Here is a 13,829-nt window from a genome sequence, read left to right as displayed (position 1 = left end):
AACCAGAATTAGTCCTTTTTTTGCTTAAAACACATGGTCATTTGAACATAATTTCAAAAAATAGCTTTACATTTGTCAAATAAACTATATAATTTAAATTGGAATTAGAGAAAGGGGTTTCAATCAATGAAAGAACTTAATCAAGCGGAGTTGGCTAAATATTTGGATCACACACTGTTGAATCCAAACGCTACTAAAGAAGATATTTTAAAGACTTGCGAGGAAGCTAAACATTACCAAACAGCTTCTGTTTGTGTGAATGCTTACTGGGCCAAACTAGTACATGAACAATTAGCTGGTACTGATATTAATACTTGCGTGGTTGTTGGTTTCCCATTGGGCGCTACCAGCACAGCTACTAAAGTTTTTGAAGCAAAGCACGCCATGGCAGATGGCGCTGATGAATTAGACATGGTCATCAATGTTGGTGAATTGGTGGGCGGCAATTACGACGCTGTCAAAGCTGATATTCAAAGCGTTGCAGAAGCAGTTCATGCTGAAAACAAATTATTGAAAGTCATCATCGAAACATCATTCTTAAATGACGAACAAGTCGTCAAAGCTTCACAATTATCAGAACAAGCGCAAGCTGATTTTGTTAAAACTTCAACTGGTTTTAGTTCTGCTGGTGCTAAAGAAGCAGATGTGAAATTAATGCGCGAAACTGTGGGCGATCGTTTAGGCGTGAAGGCTTCTGGTGGCATCCACAGTTATGAAGAAGCTATGGGCATGATCGAAGCCGGTGCTAGTCGCTTAGGTGTTAGTGCAACTGTTAAGATTTTAGAAGGCGCTAAAAAGTAAAGGAGAACAAAATGGCTTATAAGAGAATTTTTGGCATTGTTTTAGATTCCATTGGTACTGGTGAAGCGCATGATGCCGCCAACTTCGATGACGTTGGCTCAGACACCTTAGGTCACATCGGTGAATACTTCAAAGGTGAATTGAAATTACCTAACTTACAAAAGCTTGGCCTTTCTAACCAACGTCAAGAAGCAATCTTGGGTGTACCTAAAGCTGAGCAACCAATTGGTTACTACGGTAATATGCAAGAAGTTTCTGTGGGTAAAGACAGTATGGATGGTCATTGGGAAATGATGCAATTACCAGTTATGACAGAATTATCTTTCTTCCCGAATGGTTTTCCAGATGACTTATTGAATAAAATTGCTGAATTTTCCGGTCGGAAAATTATTGGTAACCGACCAGAATCTGGTACCAAAATTATTGCTGAATTAGGCGAACAACAAATGAAGACTGGTGATTTAATCATCTATACTTCTGGTGATTCCGTTTTACAAATTGCCGCTCATGAAGATGTAATTCCTGTTGATGAATTATATCGGATTTGTGAATATGCACGTAGTTTAGTTAACGGTCCTGAATATACTGTTGGTCGAATCATTGCGCGGCCTTACGTTGGACCTGACAAAGATCACTTTACACGGACTGCTAATCGGCATGACTTTACCTTGAAGCCATCAGCTAAAACCACCTTAAATTATTTGCAAGATAATAATGTAACAACTATCGGCATTGGCAAAATTAACGATATTTTCAGTGGCGACGGGATTGGTGAAGGTTATCATAACGAAAGTAACATGGACGGTATGGATCATTTAGACAAGGTTATGCAACAAGACTTTACCGGCTTCTGCTTTACCAACCTCGTTGACTTTGATGCGATGTATGGCCACCGGCGTAACGCGCAAGGTGATGGTGATGCTTTGATGGACTTTGACCACAGATTAGGTCATGTTTTAGAGCAAATGCATGATGATGATCTTTTAATCATTACTGCTGATCACGGCAATGACCCAACTTATAAAGGTACCGATCATACACGTGAATTAGTACCCCTACTCGTTTACTCACCAAGTATGAAAAATCCAGCTAGTTTAGGTACTCGGACAACCTTTAGCGATTTTGGTGCGACGGTTGCTGAAAACTTCAACATTAACACCAACGATAAAGGTACGAGCTTCTTAAACCAACTTCAATAAAGGCTAACTATGACAAATAACGGTGAAACTAAGTTAAAACAAGCTTTAATTGTGGCACAGCTTTATTACGAAGAGAATCTCAGTCAAACAACCATTGCCAATAAAATGCAGCTGTCACGTCCAACAATTTCGCGTTTATTGCAATTAGCGCGCGAATCTGGTTTAGTAAAAATTCAAATTGAAAATCCCTTTATTAATTATTCGGATTTAGGCGATATTTTATCGCAAAAATATCGTGCTCAAATTGAAATTGTCCCGTCACATTATGCCGGGCAAGCATCGAACCTTGATAGCGTTGGTGCTTATGCAGCTAACTTTTTAACCAATTTAGTCAAACCCAATGACATCATCGGCATTGGTTGGGGCAAAACGGTGCACGCCGTCACCACCAATTTAGCCGAACAAACGACTCCCGGTGTCAAAACGGTGCAATTAAAAGGTGGCTTTAGTTTTAGCCATGAGAAAACTTATGCCTATGAGAGTATTAATGAGCTAGCGCAAGCGTTTCAAACTCGGGCTCAATACCTGCCCCTACCCACTATTTTTGATAGCAAAACAACCAAAGAATTAGTGGAACAAGATCGTTTTATTAAACAAATCCTCGATCTAGGGCAACAAGCTAATATTGCGCTGTTTAGTGTTGGGACCGCAAGCAGTAATTCATTGCTCTTCAATTTAGGCTATTTAACTCAAGCCCAAAAGACAGAAATTCAAACTAAAGCTGTGGGTGATATTGTTTCCCGTTTTATTGATAATGATGGACAAATTATTAATCAAGAACTCAATCAACGCACTGTTGGGATTGAGGCGCAGGCTTTAGGACAAAAAGAAAGCTCGATTGTCGTGGCCAGTGGCTTACAAAAAACTGCAGCTGTGCATGCGGTTTTAAAAGCACATTACGCCAATATTGCAATTTTAGATGTACCTTTAGCCCAGAACTTGATTGATTATGAATAATTTTTCTTAAAGATTACCCGTAGTTGCTGCTTTAATGCTAGCAAAGGTAGTCTTTAAGGTACTAATAGTAAGCGTTTTCTTAAAACAAGATTAATTAAATCTTCGCTTTCTAATTTTATAAATCCAAAGGAGTGTATGACTCATGAGAATGGTCGATATTATTGATAACAAACGCAACGGAAAAGAATTAACTGCTGAAGAAATTCAATTCTTCATTGATGGCGTTTGTGATGGCACTATTCCTGATTATCAAACTAGTGCCTTATTGATGGCAATCTATTTCCAAGACATGACAGCTCAAGAACGGTCAACTCTGACCATGAAAATGATGGAATCGGGCGATCATTTGGATCTGTCCGAAATTCCAGGTATCAAAGTTGATAAGCATTCTACTGGTGGTGTGGGCGATAAAATCAGCTTACCATTAGCCGCAGTCGTAGCCGCCACTGGTATTCCAGTGCCTATGATCTCTGGACGCGGTTTAGGCCATACTGGTGGAACATTAGATAAGTTGGAAGCGATCCCGGGCTACAAAGTAGAAATCAGCGAACAAGACTTTATCAAGCAAGTCGCTGCCGAAAAGTTAGCCATTATTGGCGCCACCGGTAACATTGCTCCGGCTGATAAGAAAATTTATGCTTTGCGGGATGTAACCGATACCGTTGATTCAATTCCGCTCATTGCCAGTTCCATTATGAGTAAAAAGATTGCCTCTGGTACTGATGCCTTAGTTATTGATGTCAAAACAGGATCAGGCGCTTTTATGAAGACCTTAGACGACTCCATTGCTTTAGCTAAAGCTTTAGTTTCTATTGGCAAAGGTGTGGGCATGCAATGTATGGCTGTAATTTCCGACATGAATCAACCACTCGGTTACAAAATTGGTAATTCTTTGGAAATCGAAGAATCTATTGATGTCTTAAAGGGCCAAGGCCCCGCAGATGTTACTGAATTAATGCTAACTTTAGGTAGTTACATGGTTGTTTTAGGCGGCAAAGCCAAAGATGCTGCTGAAGCCCGGAAATTACTCGAAGATGCTATTAGTTCCGGCAAAGCTTTAGAGCGCTTTAAAGCAATGATTAAAGCTCAAGGTGGCGATGAGCGCGTTGTTGATGACTATTCCATCATGCCCCAAGCGCAATATAAGATTGAATTACCAGCCCAACAAAGCGGTGTTGTGGCTCAAATAAAAGCCGACGAAGTTGGCATTGCTAGCATGATGCTCGGTGGTGGTCGCCAAAAAGCAGAAGATCAATTAGATTACAGTGTCGGTATTGAACTACACAAAAAAGTCGGTGACGCTATTCAAGCAGGTGAATCATTGTTAACTATTTACAGTAATCGGGAAAATGTCGATGATATCAAAGATTTATTGTATCAAAACATCACCGTGGCCGATCATGCTGATAAGAACCCAATGATTTACAAAATTATTGATTAAATACTGCGACAAGTAACGTTCAGCAGTGGAATATAGCCTAGATAAAGGACTTAAGTTTTGGTCTTTAAACTTGAGATCTTTAGCGTAGCTAGACGCAAACTGTTGCTACTTGGAGCGCTTAACCACTGCGACAAAGGCCGATTTAAAGCTGAGGATTAACCTAGACTAAGGACTTAAGTCGGGCTTTGACTTGAGTTCTTAGTTGTAGTTAAACGTAAGCTTTTAGCTTTTGGAGCGCAAGATCACACTGCGACCAGTAGCCATCTTAGTTAAGGATGCAAGTATTACTTATAAATTTAAAATCTTAACTATTGAGTGTGATTTTACAATCTTTATACAGATCAGATCCATTACCATATTCACAATTCAGAAAGGTGAAAATTATGCGATTTGTTTTCTTGTTAACCGGAATTTTACTCGTTTTGATAGTTGGTTGGTTAGTCAGTAGTGACCGCAAACATATCAAATTCAAAAAAATGGGAATTATGTTTGCCCTCCAATTAATCATTTCTTTCCTATGTTTAAATACTTCAGGTGGTATTAAAACAATGGGAGCCATTTCCAGTTTCTTCAACTGGTTAATGGTTCAAGCCGCCGGCGGAATCAATTTTGTTTTCGGTGGTTTAGTTATCAAAAAAGGCGCTTCCGTCTTCTTCTTAAATGTTTTAATGCCGATTGTCTTTATTTCCGCTTTAGTAGGAATTTTAAATTATCTAAAAATCTTACCCTTTATTATTAAATGGACCGGTTTTATTTTGAATAAATTAGCTGGCATGGGTGAACTGGAAAGTTATTTTGCCGTTTCCACTGCTATTTTAGGACAACCGGAAGTCTTCTTAACCATTAAAGATGTCATCCCCAAGCTTGACGAAAAGCGGCTGTATACCATTTGTGCTTCGGCCATGAGTGCGGTCTCGGCTGCGGTCTTAGCTTCTTACATGCAGTTAGTTCCTGGTAAATTTGTGGTAACTGCGGTTTTCTTGAACATTTTATCGGCGTTGATTGTTTCTTGCATCGTCAATCCCTATGATGTTTCTGATGAAGAAAACAAAGCCATTAATGCCGACTCCGCGACAACTAATCTTTCCCATGAACCTTTCTTTCAAGTTGTCGGTAATTATATTCAAGATGGTTTTAATCTAGCTATTACCGTTGCGGCCATGTTGATTGGTTTTGTCGCTTTAGTAACTTTCTTAAATAGTACTTGTTCAGTTATCTTCCATATCAGTTTTACCAAGATTTTGGGTTATATCTTCTCGCCAATTGCGTACTTAATGGGTGTTCCGAGCAAAGATATCCAACAAGTTGGTAGCTTAATGGCCACCAAACTCTTGACGAATGAATTTGTGGCCCTAGGTCAATTGCATAAGATTGTGCATGTCTTAAGTCCCAAGGCTGTCGCCATTATTTCTTCCTATTTAATTTCCTTCGCAAACTTTAGCGTAATCGGTATTATTACCGGGGCAATTAAATCCATTAGTGCTAAGCAAGGATCATTCGTGGCTAAATTTTCCATGAAGTTATTATTAGGTGCTACATTGGCTTCTATCTTAACCGGAACGATCGTTGGTCTTTACTTCTAAGACTACCAATACACTAACATTAAAAACTCGCTTCGAACTGACAAGCGAGTTTTTTGTTGTCTTATAAATAAAATTTGGTGGTTTGATAATTATAGACATTTTGGGAATAATCAAAAATCCGCCCACTAGTTGAATAAAACACTTCTTGAACGACTAAGCCAAAACTAGTTTTAGCCAAAGCTAATTTTTGCGCTTCTAATTCTGTTAAGGGCCGTACAGCAAAATACTTATCCGAAAAACCCACTTTAATCTGATGAACTTGTTGCAAATAATGAAAGATAGACCCGGTCGCAATGGCAACATTTAAAAACGGTACCTCTTCAGTACTATAATATGAAGTTTCCCAACACGAAATCACGCCTTGTGCTAGCTTGATTCTTTGGACTTGATACACGGGCGTTTTCTGTGAACAATGTAAATATTGGGCGATCTCTACTGTGGGATAGATTTTTTTGACAGTCACATCCGCATTCGTTAATTGATTGTCTTCCAAGTCATTGGTCCAACCATGATTGGTCTTAGAAAAGTTCAGATAACCAGCTTTAGGCGGTTTACGCACAAACGTCCCACTACCTTGCACTTGATAAATTAAGCCCGCTCGTTCTAATTCTGTTAAGGCTTTGAGAATTGTAGTCTTACTCGTCTGATAAGTAGCTTTTAACTCATTTAAGCTCGGCAATTTAGCACCTTGTGGCAACGAATTTTGTTGCATCATTGCAATTAGTTGTTGGGCTAACTGTTGATATTTAAGCATAGAAACCTCCTTAATAATCTAATCATCATTTTAAAAAGCGCTTGCAAAAATTAATTTAGCGTTTTAAACTGTACGTGTACAGTTGTGAAAGCCCTTACTGCTAGTTTAACAGAAAATTGGTATTGATTAAGTCTTGATCTTACTTTGACAATAATGGAGGTTGTTACATATGAAAGACTTTATTAACAAAAAGTTACTACCACCGGTAATGAAATTCGTCAATACTAGGCCCCTCAAAGCGATTAAAGATGGAATGATTTATCCCATTCCCTTTATCATCATCGGCGCTATTTTTTTAATCCTAGGGCAACCACCAATTCAGGCCTTACAAAATTATTTTAATAAAATTGGTATTGCTGCTGTGTTCATGCAAGCAAGTGATGCTTCCTTCGGCATCATGGCTTTGTTTGCCGTCTTCGGCATTGCCTATTCTTGGGTCAAAGATGAAGGCTTTGATGCTGCACCTGCTGGACTCTTAGCGGTCACGGTCGATATCATTTTACAACCTAGTACCATCACTAAAGTCACTAGTATCGCCCATCCCGATAAAACATCCACCGCTTGGCAAGTTTCCGGGATCATTGACAAAAACTGGCTCGGCGGGCAAGGGATGATTATCGCTATCTTAGTTGGACTCTTTGTTGGTTGGCTTTACTCCTGGTTTTTGAAGAAAAATATTACTATTAAAATGCCGGAACAAGTTCCCCCTAATGTGGCAGGTTCTTTTACTGCTTTGATTCCGGCGGCCGTCATTGTTTCGTTAGCGGCTGTTGTGTATGGCATCTTCAAATTAGGCTTCAATACTACCTTAGCCGAATGGATTTATAAGGTTATTCAGATTCCACTGCAACACGCTACTGATGGCTTGTTAGGCGTCATTGTCATTTCTCTATTACCAGTCTTTTTATGGTTCTTTGGTGTACATGGCTCCACGATTGTTGGCGGGATTATGGGACCATTATTATTATCAAATAATGCCGATAATTTGGCTTTGTATAAAGCTGGTAAATTATCTTTAGCTCATGGTGCCCACATTGTCACTCAATCTTTTATGGATCAATGTTTAACAGTCACTGGTGCCGGTATGACCATTGGTTTAGTAGTTTTCATGTTTGTTTTTGCCAAATCAGCCCAGATGAAAGCTTTAGGCAAATTGGAGATTGTCCCAGCTTTATTTAACATCAATGAACCAATCTTGTTTGGTTTACCGATTGTTTTAAATCCCATGCTAGCAATTCCCTTTATTTTAACACCGGTCATCTCAGGACTATTAACCTATGCTGTCATTGCCCTCGGCATTATTCCACCTTTCAACGGAGTCTACGTTCCTTGGACCACACCAGCAATAATTTCCGGCTTAATTGTCGGCGGTTGGCAAGGAGCTGTTTGGCAAACCTTAATGTTAATTATGAGCTTCTTTATTTACTATCCATTCGCCAAAAAGTATGACAGCATTTTATTAGCACAAGAACAAAAATCCGTTGCTGAAGACTAAAATTAATTTAGCTTATAAAAAAAAGAGCCCCGAACGGCTCTTTTTTTATTGGCTTACTCAACTGAACAACAACTATTTGAATCCCCACGATAAAATTATTTATTTTCAGCTGCCGCACTGGGCAAAAAGAATGAGGCCAGTAAGCCAATGACGGCAAACACAATCATTAAAATAAAACTCCATTGATAACCAATTTCGGTAGCCTGAACTTGACCGACACTAGTCTTTAACGTAGCTGACAAAGCCACCAGCAACATTGCTAAAGCTGTTCCCAGTGAACCCCCGATTTGACGTACCGTCGATGAAGCAGCATTGGCATGAGCCGTTAACTGCGGTTCAATCATATTGATACCGGCAGTAAAAGTCGTCATCATTGTAAAGGAAATACCCACCATCCGAACAGCATAGCACAGTCCAATCAAGACTAAACTTGTCTGAGTATTGAACCACAGCATGGGCAAAGTACCTAACAACAACATGGCAAAGCCAAAGAACGCTAACTTCTTAATTCCAAGTTTATCATAGAGTGTTCCCGAAATAGGATTACAGATAATCATCACAATAGCCCCCGGCATCATGACTAAGCCCGCAATCAAGGCCGATTCTTGCCGTGTCGTCTGTAAATACAACGGCAGAACTAATTCAATGCCCACCATTGCAATATTACTAATCGTACTTAACATAGTACATAAGTCAAAACGCCAATTTTTAAAGACGTGAATATCTAATAGTGGTTCCTGCATTTTTAATTGGCGCCAACAGAATAAATAAATGACTAAAATTCCAATAAGGAAAATAACTGCTAAACTCACCGTAATTTTACCCGTATTGCCTATTTCGGATAAAGCATATAGCAATAAACCAAAGCCAATAATTGATTCGATAAAGGATAAAAGATCAGTTGTCTGCAACTTAGGCGTAGTTAGATTTTGAATCGTAAACAACGCTAAAATGGCCACTAAAGCACTCGTCACACTCAAAATAATAAATAACATTTGCCAATCAGCGTATTTCAAGATTAAACCGGATATTGTCGGCCCGACCGCCGGACCAAAGCCAATTACGAATCCCGTAATCCCCATGGCGAAGCCGCGTTTTTCGGGGGGAAACATCATCAAGATAACATTTTGAATAAATGGCATTAACCCCCCGGCCGCCACGGCTTCAATAATGCGTCCAGTCAATAAAACCCAAAAGTTGGGTGCCATTAGACAGACAATGGAACCGACAAAGAAGATTACCATCATTGTCAAAAAATTTTGTTTCAAATTAAAAGAATCAAAAATCCACGCCGAAATGGGAATCATTAAGCCCACCACTAACAAGTATGCAGTCGTTAACCATTGCGCAGTGGCTTGATTGACCTGAAACGCACGCATAATAGTGGGCAAAGCATTATTTAAGAACGTTTCAGCTAACAAGGCCACAAAAGAGCCAAACAATAACACGGCCATCATTAAAGCTCGTTTTTTTCCAGAAATACTTTTAACTGTCGTTTGCAATTTTGCTATCTCCTTTTTGTAGCAAGCTACACTTTTACGTAAAATTTAGAAATTTTGAATGATCTGCGTCAAAATTTTCGCTAATTGAGCCTGCTGCTTCTCCGTTAAGCCGGCAATAATTTGATCATTAACACGACTCATTGTCACGCGAATATCCACAATATGCCGATCTAATAAAGCACTCCCTTGCTGCGTCAACGACAAACTAACTTGACGGCGATCATTCGACAAATGCCCCGTATTAATTAACTGGGCCTGTTCCAAACGTTTGACGATGCTCCGCATTGTTGGGTGACTCAAAGCAAACTTTTGTGCCACTTCGCGTTGCGTAATCGTGCGACCGTTAGATTCATATAAATAAACCAGCAATGTAATCTGCGGACCGGTCAAGTTTTGTTCTGGAATGAGTTTAGCGATTTGATTATTTAATTCTTTTTCAATTAAAGTATTAGCTACTTTAATCTGCGGACCCAATTGCCGTAATAAATCAGCAGTCATTCAACCACAACTCCTTTTCAAAAAGGTAGTTTACTACATTTTTTTAAAAAAGCAAAATTTTTTTGAGCATTAATTTACTGCCTACCAAAGTGCTAAACTAGTACTGGGCAAGTTATGAGGGGGATTAAAAATGAAATTCACTTTTGAAACTGCATTTGGAATTTTTCTATTGTTATTAGGACTATGGGAATTTGTTGCTGTGCATAATCACTTCAAAAGTGTTCAAAAGTATGCCACTGCCAGTACATCACATTTTGTGGCATTAGCCTTATACTCAGGAACCTACTTTGGAGTTTGCTGTTTAATTTTCAGTATATTATTCATTCTGAATCTTGCCTAAAAAATTCGTTTACTGAATCAACTGCCGCTAGGCCCGTTGTTCAATAAACGAATTTTTAATTACTATTTGTGGAGTAAACTTGGAGCATCAATCACTTCTTCAAACGTAAATTGGTGCTGGTTATAAGTAAATTTTAAAATATTACAATTTTTCAATAATGGCATTTGGGCAATATCCTGAGCTTGCGGCCAATGCTTCAATAAAAAGGCATGGCAGGCGCCACCGTGACTAACTGCCAAAACTCGATGATGATCAGGTTGCTCCATAATGTGGGTCAAGGTCTGATCCATCCGTGCTTGGACCTGCGCCACTGATTCACCACCATAATAAACAAAGTAGTCACCATAAGAGTGTTCTTGCGGATCAATTGGTGGATTTAATCGTTCACTTTCACCTTCGTACAAGCCAAAGTTCCACTCTTTAATTCCCTTTAATCGCTGATATGGTTGGCTGGTGACACACTCCAAAGTATCACTGGCCCGTTCTTGTGTAGACGAATAAGCATGATCAAACGTAATTCCTGCTTGTTTGAAATATTGCCCCACCTCTTTGGCTTGGCTAATACCTTGCTGAGTTAATGGCGAATCGCAAGCCCCTTGAATTCGATGAGTTTGATTAAATAAAGTTTCGCCGTGACGCATAAGATATAATTCTGACATAATTAACAATTTCCTTTCCTCAAAAGTTGGAAACGATTAATTAAATTATACCGCTTATTTAAGGAAACTCTGTATTAAATTAACAACATGTAGAATCATTTTTATCAGTCGTCATAGCATCATAGACGGCTTCTAAAGTTTGGTAAACAGTCGTTGCATCTAAATCATGTTGCGCAAACAGTTGTTGCCACCAATCATTCATCACTTGCCGTAATTGGCAAACTTGATTTTGCCCACGCTTAGTCAGATTAATGCGCTTAGCACGGCGATCATCCGCGTCGCATTGGCGTTTAATATAATTCTTTTGGGCTAGAGTTCGCAAATCACGGGCCAACAAGCTCGGATCCATGACCATTTTTTGGGCAATTTCTTGTTGCCTGTAATTAGGATGTTCATCAATAAACAATAGTAGATCGGTTTCGGTCGCCCGCATTTTTAAACAATCCAATTGTTTATTGCACTCATTTTTCGAACCACGATAAATTCCGGCAATAAACTTGCTCAAGTTATAATAGTCCAATCATTTCCCCTTTCTGTTCGCCAACACACTACCACCCACTTTTGGTCACAACTTATTTATTGTTGCCGCTTTAACAATTTTTTAGTAACCCACCGAATGTATTTTTTATATTGATTAGTTGGTAAATCTTCAATCAAAGTCAAGGCTTTTTGGGAATAGTTTTGGGCTAACTGTTGTGCTGCTTTTAAACCGCCCGAAGTCCGAACCCGGTCCGCCACAGCCGTAATTTCCGCTGGCGTTAACTGCTTTTTATCCATTAAAAATTGTTTCAATTCATTATCGAACTGCAAAGCGTAAATCAATGGAATGGAATAGACACCATTTTTTAAATCCTCTAATTGGGGTTTGCCAGTTTGCTTATGACCTTGGTAATCTAAAATATCATCTTCAATTTGAAAAGCCATGCCAATATTGTGGCCGATAAAACGGGCATGATGAATAATTGTCGGATCATCTGTCGCCAAAACAGCGCCAAATTGTGCACTTAGTTCAATTAACTGCGCCGTTTTACCTGCAATTTCGCGCAAATACATTTTCACAGTGGCTTGCGGGTTATAATTAATCCGTAACTGATCTAGTTCACCTTTTAAAATTTTTTTCATACCGCGCGCATTTAATTGTACTTCTTGTTGATTAGTTGCTACCTGGCTGATTAAATCAAAATAGACGGTCATCAAATAATCGCCGGCATAAATCGCATTGCGATCTCCCAAGTGAACTTGGATAGTTTCCACATTGCGCCGTAACTTAGAATCATCAATGACGTCATCATGGATCAAAGTGGCAATATGCAAAACTTCCATGGCCGCAGCTGCTTGAATCTTTGTTTGGTACGCCACATCGCCAAAATCACTAAAAATTAATAGGCAAGCGGGGCGAATCATTTTACCACCGCTAATCACTTGTTCGCGAATTGGTTGAGCAATTGCTTGATCTAGTGGATCAATTTGTTTTAAAATAAAATTTTGAACGTCCTGCAATTGCTGTTTCAATTCAGGAATTGCAGACCACATCGGGTTAATCATTGACAGGCACCTTTTCATGTATAATCTTTATATAGTATATCAAAAATTAAGTGAGGTTTATTGAAAGTTTGAAACCAAAAGTTTTTTTAGAATTAGTTGAAATTAAAGCCAAAACGGCGAGTGTGTTTCCTTTTTTATTAGGTGTGTTTTATACCATTTACCATTATCAGCAGCTGAACTGGCTCAATACCATTCTCTTTTTTGTGGCCATGTTGTTATTTAATATGGCGGTTGATATTAACGACAACTATTGGGATTACAAAAATGCTGATCATGATCAAGGCCAAAACTTCCGCCAAAAAACCAATGTCATTGGAGTTAATCATTTAAATATTCATAAAATTGGTTGGCTCAACTATTCCTTGATGGTTGTGGCAGCTTTAATTGGCTTATTGTTAGTAGTCAGAGTTGGCTGGTTATTACTAGTTATGGGACTCTTTTGTTTTGCCGTCGGATTTTTTTATGCTGGTGGCCCGTGGCCGTTAAACTCCTTACCCTTAGGCGAATTATTTGCGGGCTTTACGATGGGCTTTATGATCTTTTTCATCACGGTCTGGCTCAACGTACACCAATTAGTCAGCCTTAACTGGTCTTTTATTTTACCAATATTATTGGCCTCAAGTCTAGCAATGTGCGCGATTGCTTCCCTACTTTTAGCTAATAACATTTGTGATTATCAAGAAGATTTAGATTTAAAACGTCATACCATTGTCCGTTATCTAGGAGTTAATAGCAGTCTCTGGTTATATGCACTGTTATTAATTGCTGGTTATTTATTGTTATTACTCGCTGTGATTAAGAATTATTTGCCCTGGTTTGTCATGCTGACTTGGCTAACCATTCCGGTCGTCTACCAAAATACCCGACAATTCTTTGTAGTTCATGTCAAACAACAAACCTTTAAACTAGCAGTGCAAAACTTATTTATCATGACTTTCACCCAAGTCGTCACTTTAGGAATCGGTTTAATTATTCCTTAGTTTTTTGTAATCGCGATTAATTTCTTGGGCGCACCGCATAATACACAAAGTAAAAATGGTATCGACAGTTATATC

General features: G+C 38.9%; 14 protein-coding genes. 8 read left to right on the top strand and 6 right to left on the bottom strand.

Annotation, left to right across the window (positions count from 1 at the left end; translation table 11 throughout):
- Positions 1-126: 126 nt before the first annotated feature.
- From deoC to AC3B6D_RS00270, 5 genes are all read left to right on the top strand, one after another.
- The gene (deoC, locus tag AC3B6D_RS00290) at positions 127-801 is read left to right on the top strand and encodes a deoxyribose-phosphate aldolase (RefSeq protein WP_489774656.1); all 675 of its coding nucleotides are present in this window, start codon (positions 127-129) and stop codon (positions 799-801) included.
- 11 nt (positions 802-812) lie between these two features.
- On the top strand, positions 813-2,000 hold the full coding sequence (locus AC3B6D_RS00285; protein WP_489774655.1) for a phosphopentomutase: 1,188 nt from the start codon (positions 813-815) through the stop codon (positions 1,998-2,000).
- A gap of 9 nt (positions 2,001-2,009) precedes the next feature.
- Positions 2,010-2,957: a sugar-binding transcriptional regulator gene (locus tag AC3B6D_RS00280; protein WP_489769340.1), complete on the top strand. Its 948-nt coding sequence runs from the start codon at positions 2,010-2,012 to the stop codon at positions 2,955-2,957.
- Between the two features lie 142 nt (positions 2,958-3,099).
- Positions 3,100-4,398 (top strand): pyrimidine-nucleoside phosphorylase, encoded by a 1,299-nt coding sequence (locus tag AC3B6D_RS00275; RefSeq protein ID WP_489769341.1) that lies wholly within the window; start codon positions 3,100-3,102, stop codon positions 4,396-4,398.
- Between the two features lie 383 nt (positions 4,399-4,781).
- Positions 4,782-5,981, top strand: a complete 1,200-nt coding sequence (locus AC3B6D_RS00270; RefSeq protein ID WP_489756920.1) for a NupC/NupG family nucleoside CNT transporter — start codon at positions 4,782-4,784, stop codon at positions 5,979-5,981.
- Positions 5,982-6,042: 61 nt separating this feature from the next.
- Here the strand turns inward: AC3B6D_RS00270 and AC3B6D_RS00265 are convergent, their stop codons facing one another.
- Positions 6,043-6,735, bottom strand: a complete 693-nt coding sequence (locus tag AC3B6D_RS00265; RefSeq protein ID WP_489756919.1) for a GntR family transcriptional regulator — start codon at positions 6,733-6,735, stop codon at positions 6,043-6,045.
- A gap of 169 nt (positions 6,736-6,904) precedes the next feature.
- On the opposite strand from AC3B6D_RS00265, the gene AC3B6D_RS00260 reads away from it, so the two are divergent.
- Entirely contained in the window at positions 6,905-8,230 is a 1,326-nt protein-coding gene (locus AC3B6D_RS00260; protein ID WP_489756918.1) for a PTS sugar transporter subunit IIC, read from the top strand.
- A gap of 95 nt (positions 8,231-8,325) precedes the next feature.
- On the opposite strand, the gene AC3B6D_RS00255 is transcribed toward AC3B6D_RS00260, so the two are convergent.
- Together AC3B6D_RS00255 and AC3B6D_RS00250 are read right to left on the bottom strand one after the other, a co-directional pair.
- Entirely contained in the window at positions 8,326-9,732 is a 1,407-nt protein-coding gene (locus AC3B6D_RS00255; protein ID WP_489774654.1) for an MDR family MFS transporter, read from the bottom strand.
- Positions 9,733-9,777: 45 nt separating this feature from the next.
- On the bottom strand, positions 9,778-10,230 hold the full coding sequence (locus AC3B6D_RS00250) for a MarR family winged helix-turn-helix transcriptional regulator (RefSeq protein ID WP_489774653.1): 453 nt from the start codon (positions 10,228-10,230) through the stop codon (positions 9,778-9,780).
- A 130-nt stretch (positions 10,231-10,360) separates the two neighbouring features.
- Here AC3B6D_RS00250 and AC3B6D_RS00245 point away from each other — a divergent pair, with 130 nt between their 5' ends.
- Positions 10,361-10,570 (top strand): hypothetical protein, encoded by a 210-nt coding sequence (locus AC3B6D_RS00245; RefSeq protein ID WP_489774652.1) that lies wholly within the window; start codon positions 10,361-10,363, stop codon positions 10,568-10,570.
- 62 nt (positions 10,571-10,632) lie between these two features.
- On the opposite strand, the gene AC3B6D_RS00240 is transcribed toward AC3B6D_RS00245, so the two are convergent.
- The 3 genes from AC3B6D_RS00240 to AC3B6D_RS00230 all read right to left on the bottom strand — a co-directional run bounded on the left by AC3B6D_RS00240 (position 10,633) and on the right by AC3B6D_RS00230 (position 12,774).
- A complete protein-coding gene (locus tag AC3B6D_RS00240) occupies positions 10,633-11,229 on the bottom strand; it encodes a histidine phosphatase family protein (protein WP_489774651.1) in 597 nt (198 codons plus the stop codon).
- Positions 11,230-11,308: 79 nt separating this feature from the next.
- On the bottom strand, positions 11,309-11,749 hold the full coding sequence (locus tag AC3B6D_RS00235; protein ID WP_489774650.1) for a MarR family transcriptional regulator: 441 nt from the start codon (positions 11,747-11,749) through the stop codon (positions 11,309-11,311).
- 56 nt (positions 11,750-11,805) lie between these two features.
- Positions 11,806-12,774 (bottom strand): polyprenyl synthetase family protein, encoded by a 969-nt coding sequence (locus AC3B6D_RS00230; RefSeq protein WP_489774649.1) that lies wholly within the window; start codon positions 12,772-12,774, stop codon positions 11,806-11,808.
- A gap of 68 nt (positions 12,775-12,842) precedes the next feature.
- Between AC3B6D_RS00230 and AC3B6D_RS00225 the strand changes: the two genes are divergently transcribed.
- Positions 12,843-13,754, top strand: a complete 912-nt coding sequence (locus AC3B6D_RS00225) for a 1,4-dihydroxy-2-naphthoate polyprenyltransferase (RefSeq protein ID WP_489756912.1) — start codon at positions 12,843-12,845, stop codon at positions 13,752-13,754.
- Positions 13,755-13,829: the final 75 nt, after the last annotated feature.

The sequence above is a fragment of the Bombilactobacillus sp. ESL1097 genome (assembly GCF_058107205.1).
The sequence above is the reverse complement of the archived record's forward strand: the minus strand, read 5'-3'. Positions and strand labels throughout refer to the sequence as shown.